Origin of the sequence: Acinetobacter rathckeae (assembly GCF_015627125.1) — a bacterium.
Lineage (GTDB): Bacteria > Pseudomonadota > Gammaproteobacteria > Pseudomonadales > Moraxellaceae > Acinetobacter > Acinetobacter rathckeae.
Window position 1 is genome coordinate 72,571 of the sequence record NZ_VTDO01000007.1, and the last position, 19,370, is coordinate 91,940.

General features: G+C 40.3%; 15 protein-coding genes. 4 read left to right on the forward strand and 11 right to left on the reverse strand.

The window, feature by feature from the left end:
• Position 1 precedes the first annotated feature (1 nt).
• Positions 2-2,827 carry a monovalent cation/H+ antiporter subunit A gene (locus tag I2F31_RS11025; protein ID WP_195773901.1) on the reverse strand — a complete coding sequence of 942 codons (2,826 nt, stop codon included), beginning with the start codon at positions 2,825-2,827 and terminating at the stop codon, positions 2-4.
• 767 nt (positions 2,828-3,594) lie between these two features.
• Here I2F31_RS11025 and fbaA point away from each other — a divergent pair.
• Positions 3,595-4,674: a class II fructose-bisphosphate aldolase gene (gene fbaA, locus I2F31_RS11030; RefSeq protein ID WP_195769542.1), complete on the forward strand. Its 1,080-nt coding sequence runs from the start codon at positions 3,595-3,597 to the stop codon at positions 4,672-4,674.
• A gap of 60 nt (positions 4,675-4,734) precedes the next feature.
• Here the strand turns inward: fbaA and I2F31_RS11035 are convergent, their stop codons facing one another.
• From I2F31_RS11035 to I2F31_RS11060, 6 genes are all read right to left on the reverse strand, one after another.
• On the reverse strand, positions 4,735-6,891 hold the full coding sequence (locus I2F31_RS11035; RefSeq protein WP_195769543.1) for a TonB-dependent siderophore receptor: 2,157 nt from the start codon (positions 6,889-6,891) through the stop codon (positions 4,735-4,737).
• Positions 6,892-7,102: 211 nt separating this feature from the next.
• Positions 7,103-8,578: a UvrD-helicase domain-containing protein gene (locus I2F31_RS11040; RefSeq protein WP_195773902.1), complete on the reverse strand. Its 1,476-nt coding sequence runs from the start codon at positions 8,576-8,578 to the stop codon at positions 7,103-7,105.
• The gene (gene hisIE, locus I2F31_RS11045) at positions 8,578-9,366 is read right to left on the reverse strand and encodes a bifunctional phosphoribosyl-AMP cyclohydrolase/phosphoribosyl-ATP diphosphatase HisIE (RefSeq protein ID WP_195769545.1); all 789 of its coding nucleotides are present in this window, start codon (positions 9,364-9,366) and stop codon (positions 8,578-8,580) included. Before hisIE ends, I2F31_RS11040 begins: the two co-directional genes overlap by 1 nt.
• Before the next feature lie 91 nt (positions 9,367-9,457).
• A complete protein-coding gene (locus I2F31_RS11050) occupies positions 9,458-11,077 on the reverse strand; it encodes an ABC1 kinase family protein (protein ID WP_195769546.1) in 1,620 nt (539 codons plus the stop codon).
• 87 nt (positions 11,078-11,164) lie between these two features.
• Positions 11,165-12,079, reverse strand: a complete 915-nt coding sequence (ubiE, locus tag I2F31_RS11055; protein ID WP_195769547.1) for a bifunctional demethylmenaquinone methyltransferase/2-methoxy-6-polyprenyl-1,4-benzoquinol methylase UbiE — start codon at positions 12,077-12,079, stop codon at positions 11,165-11,167.
• Between the two features lie 140 nt (positions 12,080-12,219).
• Positions 12,220-12,936: an FFLEELY motif protein gene (locus I2F31_RS11060; RefSeq protein WP_195769548.1), complete on the reverse strand. Its 717-nt coding sequence runs from the start codon at positions 12,934-12,936 to the stop codon at positions 12,220-12,222.
• 130 nt (positions 12,937-13,066) lie between these two features.
• On the opposite strand from I2F31_RS11060, the gene I2F31_RS11065 reads away from it, so the two are divergent.
• On the forward strand, positions 13,067-14,452 hold the full coding sequence (locus tag I2F31_RS11065; RefSeq protein ID WP_195769549.1) for a phosphate--AMP phosphotransferase: 1,386 nt from the start codon (positions 13,067-13,069) through the stop codon (positions 14,450-14,452).
• 21 nt (positions 14,453-14,473) lie between these two features.
• On the opposite strand, the gene I2F31_RS11070 is transcribed toward I2F31_RS11065, so the two are convergent.
• A complete protein-coding gene (locus I2F31_RS11070; protein WP_195769550.1) occupies positions 14,474-14,983 on the reverse strand; it encodes a hypothetical protein in 510 nt (169 codons plus the stop codon).
• A 186-nt stretch (positions 14,984-15,169) separates the two neighbouring features.
• Positions 15,170-15,532: a hypothetical protein gene (locus I2F31_RS11075; protein WP_195769551.1), complete on the reverse strand. Its 363-nt coding sequence runs from the start codon at positions 15,530-15,532 to the stop codon at positions 15,170-15,172.
• A 354-nt stretch (positions 15,533-15,886) separates the two neighbouring features.
• Here I2F31_RS11075 and I2F31_RS11080 point away from each other — a divergent pair, with 354 nt between their 5' ends.
• Together I2F31_RS11080 and I2F31_RS11085 are read left to right on the forward strand one after the other, a co-directional pair.
• Positions 15,887-16,267, forward strand: coding sequence for a copper resistance CopC family protein (locus tag I2F31_RS11080; RefSeq protein WP_195769552.1), 381 nt, complete (start codon positions 15,887-15,889; stop codon positions 16,265-16,267).
• A 99-nt stretch (positions 16,268-16,366) separates the two neighbouring features.
• On the forward strand, positions 16,367-17,248 hold the full coding sequence (locus I2F31_RS11085; RefSeq protein WP_195769553.1) for a copper resistance D family protein: 882 nt from the start codon (positions 16,367-16,369) through the stop codon (positions 17,246-17,248).
• Here I2F31_RS11085 and I2F31_RS11090 read toward each other — a convergent pair.
• Both I2F31_RS11090 and I2F31_RS11095 read right to left on the reverse strand, forming a co-directional pair.
• Positions 17,245-18,639: a heavy metal sensor histidine kinase gene (locus I2F31_RS11090; RefSeq protein ID WP_195769554.1), complete on the reverse strand. Its 1,395-nt coding sequence runs from the start codon at positions 18,637-18,639 to the stop codon at positions 17,245-17,247. The genes I2F31_RS11085 and I2F31_RS11090 overlap by 4 nt on opposite strands.
• Positions 18,629-19,309, reverse strand: a complete 681-nt coding sequence (locus tag I2F31_RS11095) for a heavy metal response regulator transcription factor (protein ID WP_195769565.1) — start codon at positions 19,307-19,309, stop codon at positions 18,629-18,631. The genes I2F31_RS11090 and I2F31_RS11095 overlap by 11 nt, the downstream gene beginning before the upstream one ends.
• Positions 19,310-19,370: the final 61 nt, after the last annotated feature.

Below are 19,370 nucleotides of genomic sequence, written 5' to 3' on the forward strand. Positions count from 1 at the left end.
CTTACCCCTTTGGCATAGGACCAGACATTGAAGAATGTCGGGAATCCCCTAGTACAGAAATCATGAGCATGGTTGAGCCAACCACTGCAAAGTACACACCTAGATCAAACAAAACGGCAGAAGCTAAATGTGTTTCGCCGAGCAACGGTGGTGAAATATAAATATGTGCACTGGTTAAAAATGGTCGCATCCAAAACCATGAAGCAATGCCTGAAAGTCCTGCAATGGTTAAGCCTGAGCCAATCCAAATTTCGTATAAACGCCCAGACTTTGCTTGAATAAGGCGTTCAGCCCGGTCTTGACCTAAGGCAATATATTGTAAAATAAGTGCAATCGCGGTAATTAAGCCCGCAATAAAACCACCACCGGGGTAATTATGCCCACGCATGAAAATATAAAAGCTGACCACTAAAGCAATAGGTAAGACCCAAGATGCCGTCGTACGTAATAAAAGTGGCGATGGGTTAAAGCGGTAGGTTAGACCTTTGGTGGTTTGTGTACCATGTGCTCGCATGCCATCCATTAAACACAGTGTACCTATGCCTGCAATGCCTAAAACGGTGATCTCGCCAAAGGTATCGAAACCACGGAAGTCCACTAAAATGACATTGACGACATTTGCACCACCACCAAGTGGTAAAGACTGTTGCACGAAGAACCAAGAAATTGAGCTGTAGTCGCGGGTTAAAATCAGCCAAGTCACCCAACCAATGCCACCTCCTGCAGCAATCGCAATAAAGGCATCTCGCCAACGTCTGGCTTGAGATGATTCATAGGGGGTGAGCTGTGGTAATAAAGACAAGCTCATTAACAGTAGCACTGTGGTGACCACATCAACTGTAATTTGTGTGAGTGCAAGATCAGGGGCGGAGAGTGTAATAAAGGTAATAGAGACCACAAGACCCACCGCACCACTAATCAGCACCGCTTTAATCCGTTCGTGGTGAAACCATAGCATCATCCAGCAGGCACTAAATAACAGTAACCACAGTACAATTGCCAACATAGGTGCATGGGTAAGTACACGCGTGCCTGTACCAATTTGGTAGGGGAGCAATGGAATGCAAATCATCACAATGCTAAAGCTAATCACCCAAAACAAATAGCTTTGTAGGCGACTGGTTTCTGTCGCTAGTTTAATTTGGCGGGCAATCACTTCTAAACGATGCAATAGCTTTTCAAAAATGAGTTTGCCTTGTAGTGGGCCTAGATGTTTTTCAAGCTCAATATGTCTGATTTTGCCTTGTCGAGCAAAGAAAAAGTACAGACTAATACCACCGACTAGGGCAATCATACTCATGATGAGTGGTGTATTTACACCATGCCAAATCGCCAAGTGAGCAATATGATGGTTGCTGGTTAATAAAATAGATTGTGTAACACTGTTCACAATACTTTCAGCAAAAAATGCAGGTAATATGCCGACTAAAATACATAAAATTGCGAGCAGTAAAATGGGAGCACGCATACCAAAAGGGGGCTCATGTGCTTCTTTGTTTGGAATATCTTGTCCTAAAGCCCCATCAAAAAATATGCCGTGAATCATGCGTGTTGAGTAAGCCACTGCAAAAATACCTGCCAATGTGGTGATAATAATTGCGATGGTTAAACTTGTTCCCGAAAACTGTGCCACGATTTCGGTAAAAAACATTTCTTTGGATAAAAAGCCGTTGGTGAGTGGTACACCTGCCATTGCTGATGCGGTAATAAAGGTGAGCGTGCCTGTAAATGGAAGCAGTTGCCAAACACCTTTGAGCTTGCGTAGGCTTCGTGTTCCCATTTCATGGTCGATCACCCCTGCAATCATAAATAGCGCCGCTTTAAATGTGGCATGGTTCATAATGTGAAATACAGCAGCTGCTACAGCAAGCGGGGAACCAATCCCGAGTAAGCAGACAATTAAGCCTAAATGACTAATGGTTGAATACGCCAATAAGCCTTTAAGGTCTTCTTTGAAAATGGCAAAAAATGCCCCAATAAAAAAGGTGATGAGGCCAATACTGGTCACTAAAGTATGAAATAAACCAAAGCCTACAAAAATAGGCAATAAACGAGCAATCAGGAAAATACCCGCTTTCACCATAGTGGCAGAGTGTAGATATGCCGACACAGGCGTTGGTGCTGCCATGGCATTTGGTAGCCAAAAGTGAAATGGAAATTGTGCACTTTTGGTCATTGCACCCAGTAAAATAAGTAACATGGCGGGAGTGAACAACGCATGCTGTTGTAGGCTTGAGCCCATGGCAAGAATATTATGAATTTGATACGTGCCTGCAATTTGCCCCAACAATACAAAGCCACCGAGTAAAGCCAATCCACCCATACCCGTAATGGTGAGTGCCATACGTGCACCACGTTGTGCTGCATCATATTGGTGCCAGTAAGACACCAATAGAAATGAAGAAATACTGGTGAGCTCCCAAAAGACCAATAAAATAATCAGGTTATCTGAAAGAGAGATACCCAACATAGCGGCCATGAAAAGATTGAGTAATACATACAGCTTACTTAAAGAGCTGTTTTTACTCAGATAATAGTAAGCGTAGATGAAAATAAGCGTACCAATACCACTAATGAGTAATGCAAATAGCCATGCAATGGCATCTAGGCGAAAGCTTAAATTAATACCAAGCTGAGGCAACCAGTCCCATTGCTGTAAAATGGTTTGACCTTGTAGTACAGGCTGAGCTTGACTGAGCAGTAGAATAAAACAACTTAAACTAATGCCAACAGCGACTAACATTTTGGCAAGGCGAGGGGCTTTATTGAGTAGTGCACTGAGTCCAGTACCTAGCAATAAAGGTAAAATAATAATAATGGCCAGCACGCTCGTATCCTTATTTTGGTGTAGGCATGTGCCTGATGAATCTTTTCCTTTAAAATTTAGAGGTTTGCAAAGAGAAATCCAATATTCAAATTTTAAAAGCCAATCGTTTGATTTTACTGTCTAATGTAAAACAAAAAATCTACAGGAATTAGACACTATCTGTTGATATTGTAATCAATAAATACGGATAATTCAGAGTTTTTTAACATTAAAAAACAGCAAGATTGCTAAAACTGCGTACATTTTAACATGATTCATTTTAGTGCGTGATTGATTGAGTCAATAGTGAGCATTTTAAAAAACTTTAACCCAAAAAAGTGCAAATCTGCTATCTTATAAATGAAGTGGCAGTATTGATGTGAAATCTGCAGTGTTATGCCAAAGTCTTAAGTGACAGCATATATTTTTTGTAGAGAATAAGAGCAATCAATGTTAGTTTACATGGTCAGATTCACAGGATAACCGTGTAGTTTAAGAGAGATCGTCGCTGTACAAAATAATCTGCTGTAATGATTTGGTCATGTATATTGCAAGAATCAAGGAAAGAATATACATCTGATGCCCGATAGACTGTTGAATGTGATGCTTAACCATGTACTCGTTTATGGGTATATGTAAAAATCCATACCATAAGAGATATGGTCAACATGCTAGCAAATGATGAATAAAGCGAGCTACGCAGAAGATGATAATGCTTGAAATAAAGCAACATGCTGGGTAGTAAGTGAATTAGCCCGTCTAAAAATGGATGAAATAGGAAAACGAATATGTCTAAGATTTTTGATTTTGTAAAACCTGGTGTAGTCACAGGTGATGACGTTCAAAAAGTGTTTGCTGTTGCGAAAGAAAATGCTTTTGCTTTACCTGCGGTCAATTGCGTAGGTACTGACTCTATTAATGCAACACTTGAAGCTGCTGCCAAAGTCAAAGCACCAATTATCATTCAATTTTCAAATGGCGGTGCAACATTCATTGCAGGTAAAGGTTTAAAAACAGATAAACCACACGGTGCTGCAATTTTAGGCGCAATTTCTGGTGCACAGCACGTACACCTGATGGCTGAACATTACGGCGTACCTGTTATTTTGCATACTGACCACTGTGCAAAAAAACTATTACCTTGGATTGATGGCCTGCTAGATGCGGGTGAAAAACACTTTGCAGCAACAGGTAAGCCATTATTTTCTTCACACATGATTGATTTGTCAGAAGAGTCATTAGAAGAAAACATTGAAATTTGTGCACAGTACTTAGCGCGTATGTCTAAATTAGACATGACACTAGAAATTGAATTAGGTTGCACAGGTGGTGAAGAAGATGGCGTAGACAACAGCCATATGGACGCTTCAGCACTGTATACACAGCCTGAAGATGTAGACTACGCTTACCAAAAACTGAGTGCGATTAGCCCACGCTTCACCATTGCAGCATCATTTGGTAACGTACACGGTGTATACAAACCAGGGAATGTAAAATTAACGCCAACAATTTTACGTGATTCACAAGAATACGTGAGTAAAAAACATAACTTGCCACATAATAGCCTAGACTTTGTATTTCATGGTGGTTCAGGTTCTTCTGCACAAGAAATTGAAGAGTCAATTGGCTACGGCGTGATTAAAATGAACATTGATACAGACACGCAATGGGCGAATTGGCAAGGTGTACTTGAGTTCTATAAAAAGAATGAAGGCTACCTACAAAGCCAATTGGGTAACCCAGAAGGTGCAGACAAGCCAAACAAAAAATATTATGACCCACGTGTTTGGTTGCGTGCAGCACAAACTTCTATGGTTGTTCGTTTAGAGCAAGCATTTGCAGAGTTAAATAACGTTGATCGTAACTAACCGGTCAATGAATATAAAAAAACCGAGCCTTATAGGCTCGGTTTTTTTATATTGAACACTTTAATACTTAAACTTCAATGTAAAGTTAATTTGACGAGGGCTACCTAGAGTAATAATTCGGTTATTGTTGTCTACATTGGCAATTGTACCTGCATAATATTCTTTATCGAACATATTGCGTACGGAAAGTTGGGCTCCCCAATGTAAGGCATTATAGCCTGCTTCTGCATCAAATAATGCATAGCTAGGTACTTTAATACTGGTATCACCAACAACAGGTTTAGCACTCTCGCCACGTACGCCTGCACCAATATACCAACCCTCTTTGTCACTGATTGGATAATAGCGAGTAGAAAGGCTATAGTTATTGGTCGGTGTGTTTTCTAAACGTTGTCCCACGCGAGCAGGTCGCGTATCTTTACTAATTTTTGCTTCATACATATGGCTGAATGAGGCATTAATTCGTAGTTGATCTGACAAGTTTGCTACAATTTCGGCTTCTATACCTTTGGTTTTTTGTTGACCATCGGCAATATTATAACCCGTTGCGCTAGTATCACTGACTAAAACATTATCTAAAGCTAAGTCATACCAAGCGAGACTTCCCTGCAAACTCTGGCTTTCATTTTGGAATTTAAAACCAGCTTCCAGTTGTTTGCCTTGTTGAGGGTCGAATATTTTCCCATTTTTATCTGTGCCTGCATTGGGTAAAAATGAGGTTGAATAGCTCGCATATGGCGAAACCCAATGATTGATATTATATAAAACCGACGCACTGCCAGAAAAAGCATGATTTCTTTGTTTAGTCTCTTTTGCTGTCACTAAGTTTTGGCTACTGGTTTTTGCCCAATCATGACGACCTGCTAGACTGACAATCAGGTTGTCTTTAATGAAGATTTGATCTCGTAAATATAGTCCTAAAAATTGTGTCGTATCTATTTTGTTGATGATACTTCTTGGGCGATAGTTTCGATTACTACAATCAACATTTGTGCCATAAACTGGCGTGTAGAAATTGAAGTCCGAGATACTACAGTCATAACTGTTCATTTTACGTTGGTCATGTAGAGCATCTACACCAATAAGTACATGATGACTAATATTGTGAAAGTCAAAATTACGTTTGAGCTGATTATCTAATGTGTAAATGCGGTTGTCTGAATCTTGTGCGTTAGATACTCGAATAATTGATTTGTAGTCTGGCGTTTTACCACCTGCCCAGCGGTCCATGGTGATAAAATTACCATCATAATTGGCTTGTCTGACAGCAAAGTTTTGTTCAAATTGCCATGCATTATCAAAGTGATATTTGAATGTATAACCTAAGCGATATACATCTGCTTTATACGGCCCTGCAGCCGGTTCACCAAGATAAATATCTCTTTGAATTGGACCATTAGGGTTAGTTTTGAGCGTACCTAAAACAGGAATACCTTGTATGCGTAAGTACTCACGGTGTTGGTAGCTTGCAATGGTTGAAAGTTCTGCTTTGTCACCTAAGTCAAAAGTATATGAAGGTGAAATGTAAAAGTTTTTAAAATATAGTTTTTCAATCTCGTCGTGTTGGTCTGCCACACGGCCATCTAAACGAAATGCACCTTTTTCACTTTGATTCGGGCTATAGTTTAGGTCGAATTGTGCTTGTTTAAAGTCATAGCTTCCATAAGTTAAGTCTACATTGGCAAAACTATTGGCAGTTGGGCGTTTGGTGACTAAATTTACAAGACCACCGGGTAACACTTGACCAAAGTTAACAGATGCTGGACCTTTAATGACTTGAACCTGATCTACGCCAGAGAGGTCCACAGCAACATCTGTACCTGTACCTTGTCGTAGACCATCAATATAAATTTGGTTCGAGGCATTTTGTCCACGGATGATAATATCATCTAGACCTCGACGGCTACGGTATCCAACTGACACACCCGAAATGTTACTAATAGCATCGGCGAGGGTAGAGGCCTGTTTTTGGTTCAGCTGTTCTGATGTAACAACCGTAACGGATTGTGCTGTCTTAAATAAAGGTGTATCAGATTTAAGCCCAGATACTGCTTTTGTCGCAGCATAAGTGTTCGCGTCTGATTCAGATTTTATTTCTAGTACAGGTAGGGTTGCTGTTTCATCTTTAGCACCTTGAGCTGCCTCAAGATGTGTTACTGACAAAAATAAGATAGAACAGACAGATAAATAGAGGGATTTTTTTTTAAATGTAGTCATTGTGTTTTAAGCTGTTTTTAATAATAACGATTTACATTAACATAAGATAATTGTTTGTAAAATACTAAGGCATCGTGTGTTGTATGCCAAAAAAATAGTCCTATTTTTTATCATTAAAACTAAATTGATGTTTTAAATTACTTTTTTAAATTTTTTCATAATTTAGAGTTTTTTTGTTTTTTTATTAAAATATTGATTTTTAATTATAAAATTATTTTTTACCTTTTTTCTTCAATTGCTCAATTAAATCATAAATGTTGTTGATATTTAAGCTTTGCTTGGCACGAGTACAGGCCACATACAGTAAACGTAACTCTTCGTCACTAATTTTGTAGTCATGTGCATTGATTTTAAATTGGTAGTCATCTTCAATATGTACTCTTTCCCACTCAAGGCCTTTGGCTTTATGTGCGGTGGAAATGACGTAGTCTGCTTGCTCAAGTGGTGTAATTTGGTGTAATGCTTTTTTGAGGGGTGATGTACCATGATCATCGACCAAGCGGACAAGCGGTTTAATGTCACTGCCTTCATTGGTTTCACAGTATTCGTGTACGTCATTCCATGAGTTAAACCATGCGAGTTCGGGCACATCGGTGACACGTTTACCTTGTTTGAGCATGGTTGCAGCATCTATAAAACGCCCAAGCCGTGCATGGTCTGCCTGTAAACTGACACGATCACCACTGACTAAACCTGCTAAAAGGAGCTCCATTGCTCTGGCATTGGTACGGCATAAAATGGCATCACGTTTTTTGTGATGTGGTGCGTTGATGACTTTAGATGTGGCCTGTGGGTTGCCTTGTAACGGCACAGTTTCATTTAAATCACGCAGTAGTAGATTGGCAACATTTGCAATGTCTTGCCCAAAACGAAATGAGGTGGTCAGCCGAGATTCGGGTAATGGCATTTTTTGCATGGCATTGACTGCACCACGCCATGCATAGATTTGTTGGTGTGCATCACCCACATAAATGACTTGGCTGTGTTGTTGTTTGAGTAAAATACCTAACATGAGTGGGTCGGTATCTTGTGCTTCATCAAACAAAACATAGTCGGCAGGAATAATAGGGTCAGACAGTGCCCACAGTTTTAAATAAATGTCGTGCCCGATGCCTGCTTCATGTTGGGGGTGTATGGACTCAAGCCAACGCCGTTCAAAAAATGGGTATAAATATTTTTGTAAGGTTTCGATGTCGTCTTGATGTAACCAACTCGGGGCTTGAATATGCCTTGGTGCAGGGTATTGTGAACTGGTGGCACAAAAGTAGCCCACTGCATTGCTGACTAAACTGGCTAAACGGCTTGGCATAAGGGTGTAGCGTTCGTATCTTCCCCCCATCAATCTGCGTAATGTCAGTGGTTCTAAACGATAAGATTTGGCTAAAAAACTTGGACTTAAACGGGGTAGACGGAGTTTGTCTGTAATGGCACGGGGCACATGACGAAAGGCGAGCGAGTGAAAAGTACGGCTGTCCACTCGGCCTTGAAATTTTTGTTGTGCTTCGCTGGCAATGGCTTTGTTAAATGCCAAATACATGCCACGCTTGTGGGGCAGTGCTGCACTGACCATTTGTAAAGTGGTGGTTTTTCCCGTACCTGCGTATGCCACCACTTTAAACGATTGGCCTTGTGTTGCCATATCAATGGCGTGGGTTTGTTCGGTTGTAGGGCGTATGTTTTGTGTCATTAAACGCTACGGTTGGCTTTTTCTACAAGACCAGACAACCCTTGGCGACGTGCCAACTCATTAAGTACATCTTGTGGGTTAAGGTCAAAATAACCTAGCACGACAAGGCTGTGAAACCAAAGATCGGCAGTTTCGTAAATGAGGTCATTTTTGTTATCTGTATTGTTTTCACGAGCAAAATCTTTGGCAGCAATAATGCTTTCAATGGATTCTTCACCGACTTTTTCTAAAATTTTATTCAGCCCTTTTTGGTACAGTTTGGCCACGTAAGATTGGTCAGGGTCAGATTTTTTGCGTTCAATCATCATTTGCCCCAAGTAGTCGAGTATTTCTACAGATTCTGCAGTGGCTGTAGAAGCATTCATGGCTTGGGTATGAGCGTTGGGGCTGTGTGATGCGTTTTGATAAATCTCATTTGGGTCTTTGATTTGTGCATCGACAATTTGCCAACCTTGCGGGGTGAGTGTGCGGTAAAAGCAAGACTCACGACCTGTATGGCAGGCAATGCCACCATGTTGTTCAATTTGTAGCACAATGACATCTGCATCGCAGTCTAAACGAATTTCAAATACAGTTTGAAAGTGGCCAGATTCTTCGCCTTTGTGCCAGAGTTTTTGGCGTGAGCGAGAAAAATAGACGGCTTGTTTTTTTTCTGCAGTGAGCTGTAGTGACTCACGGTTCATCCAAGCGACCATTAATACACGGCCAGTTTGATGATGTTGTGCAATGGCAGGTATTAAGCCTTGCTCATTAAATTTCACTTCATCTAGCCATTGTGTATTGTTCATCAGATGTTACCTGTTGCATAAAATATGGTTTTGTTGGCATATAGTGTACGGTATATTTGGCTTTTTCCAAATGCTTTTGTGGCAAGGGTAATTATTTGACCAAACGCCATGCGGCAATCATTGCACTACAGATAATCAGTGGAATGGCCATAAACCACGGTGAGACGAGGGCCAAACTGATTAAAATAGCCATGATGCTACCAAAAACCCAACTGCGTTTTTGCTGTAATTCAAGCTGAATACGCATGTTTTGAATTTCACGTACTTGTTTTTCTTGCCACTGTGCCTGCATTTTTAAGCTGTTTAGGCTTTCCAAAATAAGGTTCGGAATTTCTTGGGCACTGAGCATAAAGTCAGGCAAATGCTGTTTTAAGTATTTTAGGTTTTTGGTCGGGCTACTGTTGGCTTTGACCCAGTTGGTTAAAATGGGTTGTGCCAGTTTCCAAATATCGAGTTGTGGGTAAAGGGCTGTACCTAAGCCTTCTACGTGTATGAGTGTTTTAATCAGTAACATCAGTTGTGGCGGTATTTCTAATTGGAAACGCCGTGCGATATCCATGATTTGCAATAAAATACCTGCAAAGTCCAGCTCATTCATGGGTTTGGCAGTCATTGGCCCAACGGTACGCCGCATATCACGTGCTAAAGCATCTTGGTCGATACTTGGTGGCACCCATGCAGCTTGGTAAATAATATGCACCAGTTGGTCAAAGTCGCTATTCATGACTGCCAATAACATGCGAGCGACATTCATTTGGTCTTGCTTCGACAACTCCCCCATAATGGCACAGTCGAGTGCGATGTAGCGAGGCTTTTGGGTGTGCATGGTTTCAACAAAAATGTTGCCCGGGTGCATGTCTGCGTGAAAAAAGTTATCACGTAATACTTGGGTGAAGAAAATCTTTAGGCCATTTTCAGCCAAGCGTTTGCGGTCTATGCCTAAGCGGTCAAATGTATCTGTGTCTGAAATGGGGACGCCGGTAATGCGTTCTGCTACCATCACGTCTGTACTTTCTATATAGACTTCAGGGACATACATCATGTCTGAACCTTTGAAGTAGGCACGCATACGACGAGTGTTGTCTGCCTCTAATGTAAGGTCTAACTCATTTAAAAGGGTTTGGCGGTAGTCTTGTATAATTTGGTTTAAATGTAGTGCACGTGCCGCCTCTAGGCGGTTTTCAAAGTGCTTGCCAAGCCACGTCAAAATATCAAAGTCTTGTAATATTTGTTGTTTAATGTCTGGACGAGTGACTTTAATAATCACTTCTTTGCCATCATGCAATGCACCTGTGTGTACTTGAGCAATAGATGCTGCTGCAAGGGGCTGTTCATCAAAACGTTGAAATAAGGTGTTTAGGTCTGCTTTGAGTGAGTTTTGCACACGCTCTTTTGCAGTATGGGCATCGAAGGGTTTAACACGGTCTTGTAAAGTAATGAGCTGATTGAGGATATGCGGTGGAATTAGGTCTCGCCGTGTAGATAACAGTTGGCCAAGCTTAATGGCTAAGGGCCCCATGTCTTCAAGGGCTTGTTTGAGTTTTTCAGGGTTTTTATTATGCTTACTTGACCATGCCGCAGGGTGCAGGGTAATGAGTTTGATGAGCGGTTTGGCTTTGGGTGGCAGGTCATCTTTAGCAATGAGTGTGTCAAGTCGGTAGTGGGCGGCAATACGCCAAAGTTCGAGTAACCGTGAAATATGCGGAATCATAATGCCAAGTGCCTGTATTTACCGTGTCTTTTGAGTAGACATGCTAAAGGGTTTTAGCATGTCTGTTTGTGTGCCATGTGATCAAGTTTAGAGTTTAAAGCCGCGGTGTACCGCAACAATACCACCTGTAAGGTTGTGGTAATCACAGTCTTTAAACTGTGCATTTTCCATCATTTGTTTAAGTGTGCGTTGGTCCGGGTGCATGCGTATAGACTCGGCTAAATATTTGTAGCTTTCTGAGTCATTGGCAATAATTTTACCCATGAGTGGCAATGCGGTAAATGAGTAAAGGTCATAGAGTTTTGAAAATGGTTCAAATACAGGTTTTGAAAACTCTAAAATCAGTAAACGCCCACCTGGTTTAAGGACACGATACATGGCTTCAAGGGCTGCATCTTTGTCGGTGACGTTACGTAAACCAAAACTGATGGTGACAAGGTCAAAGCTGTTGTCTGCAAACGGTTCGAGCGACTCGGCATTGGCCAAGATAAACTCCATGTTTTTACATTTTGCTTGCAGACGGTTTTGTCCAACTTTGAGCATAGATGCATTGATGTCAGATAGAACCACGCGGCCTTCTGCACCGACTTCTTTACTAAATACTTTGGCAAGATCGCCTGTACCGCCTGCAATATCAAGGACGTGCTGACCTTGGCGTACACCAGACATTTGTATGGCAAAGCGTTTCCATAAGCGGTGAATACCAAATGACATCACGTCATTCATAAGGTCATATTTTTGTGCGACAGAGTGAAAAACTTGTGCCACTTTTTGTTCTTTTTCGGCCGTATTTACAGTCTGAAAACCAAAGTGTGTCGTTTCGCCCACATGCTCGGTACGTGTTGCACCCGTAGGTAAGTCATCGTGTGTCGGGTTTTGTTTAAGGGTTTGCGTTTGCCCTTGTGGTGTGCCTTTAGGTAATGGTTCGGTTAAAAATGGGCTTGTTGTGTCTTGGGGGGCCGTATTTTGAGCTGTTTTAGGCACTTGGTTTTCATTTGACATGGAATTTCTCCTAACCACCAAAGAAAGAATCATTTTAAAGGGTCACATCATGACAGCATTTTACATTTTTTGCAGTGCATTATGTGCACGTCGAGGCAGAATATCGGCAAAAATAAGATATTGCTGTATTTTGCTTATATTTATTCACGTTGAATTTGAAAGGGTTGAGCTTTGCCATGTTGTATCTGTAAAAGTACTTGGCGTTCTTGCTGGGTGAACTCTTTGACAAAGTCATTGGCTGATGTCATGGGCTTGAGTGCTTGAAACCCTTCTGCAATGAAGTCATAGGCTGTATGAAATCGATGCTTATACGCCAAAGGTTTTGCCAGTTTAAATGCTGTATGTAATAGACGAGAGCGTAAGTATTGGTCTAAATATTCGCCAAGTTGGTCGGTCATGTCGAGTTGCTGTTGTCTTTTGTGTTGTTGATTCAGTTCTTTGAGCGATGATGCGATCATATCATCTGAAATGGCAAGTTTGGCAGGGTAGTGGTGTAGTAAGTTTTTTGCCAGCTGTTCATCAAGCTCTACGGCTAAAAGTGCCAAACTAATGGCATGTGTACCTGTATGAATGGCTGTTGCGGGAATGAGTTTTTCTACTTTATGGGCATGTTGAATCATGCGTTCAATTTGTGTGGCTAACGCATCGAAGTCGGGGCTACCATATAAACGACTGACGAAGTAGCTCGCCATATGTTGGTTTTTAGGCTGGCTAAAGAGTGTCTGATGGCTCAGTTGTAGTCGCTGTTTTTGCCATTGTTGTACATCGGTTAAGCGTTGTTTTAAGGCATGATTTTGGTGGTATTGTAGTTGATAGTACCGTTCAACCAGTTCATCGAGTATGCTGAGTTTAGACATTTACACATGGGTCTGGTGATAAAAAGATGTACTGATGATAAAAGATTGTGATTAGAAAGAATATGACTATAAAGTAAAAAATGTATATCTGTGTTTGAAGAGGTATAACACGTCACAAGGAGTGAGAATTTTGGAAAAAATACATAAAAAACAATTATCTTTTGAACTAATTAAAGCACAGCGTGCATTACAAAGTTATCAGGGTACGTCTCAGGCTCGTAGTATTTTAATTTTGGTGTCTGGGGTGGCATTTTCCCCAAAAATGCAAGCAGTGAAGCAGTTACGCACTTTGTTAGACCCACATGGATTATCTATACATGCACATCAGGTTTGTGGTTTAGATGTAAAGATGCCATTTTGGCAATCATTTGTTGAAAATATACCGCAAGAGGGGCAGATTACGGTGTTGCTTGGGCATTGGTATGATCAATTGTTGGCAACTGCTATGCATCAGCCCATGACGAAGGTAGACTTTCAGCACGTTTTACAGCAAATTGGACAGTTTGAAAGGTATTTAATCGACCAACGTGTTGAGGTTATGCATTTTTGGTTTGATTTACCATGGTCTGAGCTTAAACAAAAATCCTCTACAGAGACCACTTTAGCCATGCAGGTACAGCAAAAATATGGCATAGATTGGTTGAGTAAAAAGCAATATCAAAAAGCACAGCAATTACGGCAATCTTTTACGCAACATTGGGTGCACATTGCCTCAGATGATCCAACGCCTAGTCTGAGCTTTGCACAGCATATCTTATATACCTGCCAACACAGCAGTTTACCTAAGTATGAGCTGTCTGACATTAAAGAAGTTACGTTGTCGCCACGTTTAAATGTGACCAAGCAAGCCACACTTAGCCGTGAAAGGTATGAGCACATGTTGGCTGAATACACCGAACAGTTTGCTGATTTACTTCGGCAAGAAAAACGCCGTGTGGTGTTGGTGTTTGAGGGCGTGGATGCAGCAGGGAAAGGTGGTGCGATTGAACGCGTGATTACAGATTTAGACCCTTTGGAATATGGTATTCACTCGATTGCTGCACCAAAACCATACGAGCTACAGCGACCGTATTTATGGCGTTTTTGGCGTCATTTAAATCAAAAAAAGCTCACAATTTTTGATCGTTCTTGGTATGGGCGTGTGTTGGTTGAGCGAGTAGAACAAATCACTCCAGTGGCCATGTGGCAAAAGGGGTATGAGGAAATTAATCAGTTCGAGCAGGACTTGGTGAACCACAATACACTGGTGGTCAAGTTCTGGTTAGCGATAGATGAAAAAGAGCAAGGCAAACGTTTTAAATCTCGGGCATCTACACCAAGTAAGCAGTTTAAAATTACAGCTGAAGATTGGCGAAACCGTGAAAAGTGGGCGGATTATGTGCAAGCGGCTTCAGATATGCTGGCTTATACAGATCATGTTCATGCACCGTGGTATGTGATTGCAACGAATGATAAACGTCGTGCTCGTCTTGAAGTGTTAAAGGCGGTCATCGAGCACATGACCACTACAAAATAAGTATGTAGTGGCCTGTTGTATTTAACCTTGAATAGTGGTGTCTTGGTTTTTTGTTTGAATGCTTTTGGCCAATTTATAGCTGTCTTCAATGTGTGATTCAGCAATTTTTTTAAACACAATATAACCTAGACTGGCTGCAATAATTTGCCCACCCAGTGGAATAAATTTTGTCACTTGTTTGGTGAGCATACGACTGACAAAACCATTAATTGATTTTTTTACCCCTGTACGTGCCACCATCAGCCCTGAAAATTCAATGCCACGTTTTTTGAGCTCGTCCCAGTGAATTTCTTTGGTTTTTGGGTTAAACACGGTGGTGTAGTTTTTAGACAATCCAAAACTTTGGTTAATTTGCGGAATGAGTGCAGTCAGGATACCCACGTCGATCATGACATCAAAAAAAGGAATAGGTACAATGGCTGCCCCTGCTGAAATGTAAGCACGTTTTTTAATTAAAGCGAGTGCCTCTTCTTTGGCTTTTTCTAGGTTTAATCTTGGGTCAATAAACTCGGGTACATTTTCAATTTTCATTTGACGATCCCTTAAATATTTTTGTTAGCAATCTAAAGTGCTTATATTACTGATTTTAAATTACTCTCATAGATAGACAATAGAAAAATACATAAACATACAAAGATTTATGCTACGGGTTTGAGCGTATAGGCTATTAAATATACAGATTAAAATCTTCATTCATGTTGCAACACTATCATTAATTTATCTGTTTTTATTCCATGGAATGTGTATTGTAGACATCACAAATAGTAAAAATATAAATTGTGAAATAAACATATCATTCAATAAAGTACGCCCTTCGTATAAAAGGAGTCCACTATTATGTATAACATCAACCAGAATGATTAAAAAAGTTAATATTAAACCTGCTCTCGCTTTTAAGAATAATAGTATTGCAGCTATAGGGTCTAGGACTGTCAAGGAAGTAAAAAAGAGTCTTGATAATATCGGAGCATTATAATAATCCCAAAAAATACCGTGAATTATAATTGTGATGAGATGATTTAGTCCTGCACCTATTAGACAAAGTGCATAGATTGTTCTAATGATAAACTCAATTTTCATAAATAGCCCTAAATTTTATTTTAAGAAGTTTGTCTGAAAAATATGCTTCAAGATCTTTAATAAGATTCTAATATGATCTTGAAGTTTAGACAGTATGTGTTACGTGATAGGTTTTTTGTTCAGCTGATGATTTTTTAGCATGACTCATAATTGGCCATCTGTCATTGAAGCATTAATCAGTGACTGTATAAGATGAGTCTAAGCGTTTAAATTTGATTGAAGCTTAGTTAACTTCCTTTGAATATCGTTTAAATAACAAAAATGTAATTCCTAAGTCATGTAAAAGTCTTGCTCTGTTTTTAATAATAAACACACAAAGCGTAGAGCAATTTATCTTTTATAAGGGTTTAGATTATGCAAAAAATTCACAACACATCTTCAAGCTTCAAACGTATTTTACTGGCAACAACCATTTTATTTTCAGCACACAGTGCCTTTGCACATATTCATTTAATGAGTGCAAGTCCTGCAATCAATGCGACAACCTCAGTTACGCCAACCAAACTTACTTTAAATTTTGCTGATGAGGTAATGCTCATGAGTATAAAAGTAGTCGATGCGCAACAACAAAACGTGCCACTGAACTATGAAATTAATCATGGTATGAAAAAATCATTTGATGTGCCTTTGACTTTGTCTGCAAAAGGGAAATACACCGTAACTTGGGGTGCAATGGGTAACGATGGTCACAATATGACAGGTGACTATAGCTTTACCATTGAACCAACCAAGTAAAAATTATTGAGGGGCTGATGTGTCAATATTTGATACATTCGCCTTTTTTATCATGATGATTAATATTTTAAACGGTGTTTCACTGCATGGATATTTACGATGGTTTTTGAAAGTTGGGCATGTGCAAGTTGGATCGCCAAAGTCACGTTATACCTTGCAGTTGCTATGGTGGTCGGGGGAAGCTTGAGTGGTTTTTTACTCAAGCCATATATAGATATCAAAGACAAATTACTGAAATACATCCTGCTTGGTGCATGTTTAGGTGTGGTGTCGAGTCTGTTCGGTTTTGCTGTTTTGGTGGGGAGCTTTTCAAATACAGGCCTGCGTGGCATGCTGAATGATCAGTATATCAGTCTGCTTTTAAATACCGCTATTGGTCATGTGCATGTGATTCGGATTCTGAGTTTTGGATTGATCGCCTTATTCTTAGCTGTGGTTGTAATGCGTAAACCGATTCATTTTTATACATGGCAAAAGTTACTTCTTGGACTATTTATACTGCCGATAATTTATAGTTTTTCGCAGTTGGGTCATGTGGTCAACAGTACAGTTTTGGCACAAATTTTATTATCTGTGCATGTTTTAACCATGTCTATTTGGCTCGGCGCATTGTATCCATTATGGTTAAGTACGCAGAGAATTGCTGGCTTACCACTGAAGCAGTGTATTCATTTGTTTGGTGTAATTGCTTCTTTTATTGTGGCTATTTTATTGCTTTGTGGCATCAGTGTTGCACTCATGCTCATACAAAATATAGATGTATTGCTGAATACGCCGTATGGCTATGGCTTTATGATTAAAATGGTTTTTGTATTGGCCATTTTGAGTTTGGCTGTCCTCAATAAATACTATTTTACGCCCAGATTACAGCAAGTAAACGTGGCGAAAATATTTGGCTATGCCATTTTATTTGAGATGCTATTGGGGCTAAGTATATTGCTCACTACAGGTTATATCACCACGGTGGTGGGTATAGATTAAGCCTGATGTGGTGCTGTTTTTAGCCCTTTAAAGACAATCGTAAAAATAATAAAGCCCTGATCTGATTGCACCTCAATGCTTGCGTGATGTAAATCTAAAATTGATTTTGTGATTGCAAGCCCTAATCCTGTACCTTCTTCTAGGCGTTGTCTAGACACATCGGTTCTGTAAAAACGGTCAAAGAGTCGGGCACATTGTTCATTGGACAATGCAACGCCGTTGTTTTTAATGCGGAAGATGGTTTTTTCATGGTCTTGATGGCATTCGGTGTAAATGATGGATTGTGCTTGTCCATATTTAATTGCATTGGAAAATAAATTACTCAGCGCACGGCGTAACATGGTCGGATTGGCATTGACCATTGCCGTGCCTGTATGCTGAAAAGTGATGTCTTTTTCGGCGGCGAGGGCATCATAAAAGTCAATTAAGGCTTGGGTTTCTTTGGCCAAATCAATTGGTTGCAGTTGGGTTAGCTGTAGGCCATGTTCTGTTTTTGCCAAAAAAAGCATGTCTGAAATCATACGAGATAAATGCTCTAATTCTTCTAAATTAGAAAATAACACTTCTTTGTAGTCATTCATTTCTCTTGGGCGAGATAAACAAACTTGGGTTTGTGTCATTAAATTATTCAGTGGTGTACGAATTTCATGGGCAAGATCGGATGAAAAGTCAGAGAGTTTGGCCAATGCCATTTCTAAGCGATCAAGCATGTCGTTACAGGCAATGGCTAAGGACTGTAATTCTAAAGGCGTATTTTCAATGTCTAAACGTTCTGACAAATGTTGTGCCGAAATGCCTTCAGCGACTTTTGCCATGTTTTGAATGGGGCGTAAGCCACGCCATGCAGCAAACCAACCCAAAAACATTAGGCAAGCTGTGCCTGCTAGACCAATGTAGAGCAGTTGGTAGCGAAAGTCATTTAAAAAATGTGAATGCTGTGAGGTATCAATGCCGACAATAATTTTTGTAGATGGGTACTCAGGCGTAGAGGAATGTTGGTCGATTAAACCTCGGTAGTGGGTATGTTGGCTTGTCCAGTTAAGCCATTGTTGTGGTGCAGATGTGGTGAGCTGATGGAGTGTGATTTCTTCAGGCATCGACTTGAAAATGACATGACCAATTGGGCGTTCGACTTGAACAATTAAGTCGTGATGTCCGACCAATGCATCGGTGAGGTAGCTGTCTAAGTTATTCTCATTGATGGTATTTTGTTTTAAAATATGTTGTACCAGTTGAACTTTACCTTCGAGCTGGCTACGGTCTTGCATTTCAAAATGATGGGTGACCAAGTGGTGTATGACGATGCCCATAATAATCAAAATGGTAATGGTCGATATAGAAAAAATAATCGCAATTTGAAAGCCAATGGCCTTAAAAAACTTATTTTTCATTGTCGATCTCTAACACGTAGCCCATGCCACGAATATTTTGAATCAGCTTTGGTGAAAAATCTTGGTCTACTTTATTCCTCAGGCGTTTAATCGCCACCTCAACCACATTGGTGTCGCTGTCAAAATTCATATCCCATATTTGTGATGCAATTAAGGCACGAGGCAGTATTTCACCACGTCGACGCATAAACAGTTCCATCAGTGCAAATTCTTTGGCAGTCAGGTCTATGCGTTGCCCTGAGCGAGTAACACGGCGTTTGATGAGATCAAGCTCAAGGTCGGCAATACAAATATTGTTTTCTTCTCGTTGTTGCCCACGGCGTAATAGGCTTTTAATTCGTGCTAAAAGTTCTGCAAAAGCAAAGGGTTTAACGAGGTAGTCGTCTGCACCTAAGTCTAAGCCTTTAACGCGATCTTCTATTTGGTCTTTTGCGGTTAAAAATAAAATCGGCATGCTTTTACCATGTTTTCGAATGGCTTGAATGACTTGCCAACCATCAAGCTTCGGGAGCATAACATCTAAAATAATCAGATCATATTCTTCACATAGGGCTTGGTGTTGTGCACTGATGCCATCTTTCACCCAGTCTGTAATATAACCCGCTTCAGAGAGTCCTTGGGTAAGGTAATCCCCTGTTTTAAATTCATCTTCTGCCAATAATATTTTCATCATGCACTCCTAAAGATGCCTGTGCTATACGCCCTATCATAGCGAGATAATGAGTCGCATG

Excerpts from the sequence above, each read along its gene's own strand:
- I2F31_RS11085 (WP_195769553.1), top strand. The coding sequence starts at position 16,367 with ATGGTTTTTGAAAGTTGGGCATGTGCAAGTTGGATCGCCAAAGTCACG.
- I2F31_RS11090 (WP_195769554.1), bottom strand. The coding sequence starts at position 18,639 with ATGAAAAATAAGTTTTTTAAGGCCATTGGCTTTCAAATTGCGATTATT.
- I2F31_RS11075 (WP_195769551.1), bottom strand. The coding sequence starts at position 15,532 with ATGAAAATTGAGTTTATCATTAGAACAATCTATGCACTTTGTCTAATA.
- I2F31_RS11035 (WP_195769543.1), bottom strand. The coding sequence starts at position 6,891 with ATGACTACATTTAAAAAAAAATCCCTCTATTTATCTGTCTGTTCTATC.
- I2F31_RS11050 (WP_195769546.1), bottom strand. The coding sequence starts at position 11,077 with ATGATTCCGCATATTTCACGGTTACTCGAACTTTGGCGTATTGCCGCC.
- I2F31_RS11070 (WP_195769550.1), bottom strand. The coding sequence starts at position 14,983 with ATGAAAATTGAAAATGTACCCGAGTTTATTGACCCAAGATTAAACCTA.
- I2F31_RS11080 (WP_195769552.1), top strand. The coding sequence starts at position 15,887 with ATGCAAAAAATTCACAACACATCTTCAAGCTTCAAACGTATTTTACTG.
- fbaA (WP_195769542.1), top strand. The coding sequence starts at position 3,595 with ATGTCTAAGATTTTTGATTTTGTAAAACCTGGTGTAGTCACAGGTGAT.
- ubiE (WP_195769547.1), bottom strand. The coding sequence starts at position 12,079 with ATGTCAAATGAAAACCAAGTGCCTAAAACAGCTCAAAATACGGCCCCC.
- I2F31_RS11060 (WP_195769548.1), bottom strand. The coding sequence starts at position 12,936 with ATGTCTAAACTCAGCATACTCGATGAACTGGTTGAACGGTACTATCAA.
- I2F31_RS11095 (WP_195769565.1), bottom strand. The coding sequence starts at position 19,309 with ATGAAAATATTATTGGCAGAAGATGAATTTAAAACAGGGGATTACCTT.
- hisIE (WP_195769545.1), bottom strand. The coding sequence starts at position 9,366 with ATGAACAATACACAATGGCTAGATGAAGTGAAATTTAATGAGCAAGGC.
- I2F31_RS11040 (WP_195773902.1), bottom strand. The coding sequence starts at position 8,578 with ATGACACAAAACATACGCCCTACAACCGAACAAACCCACGCCATTGAT.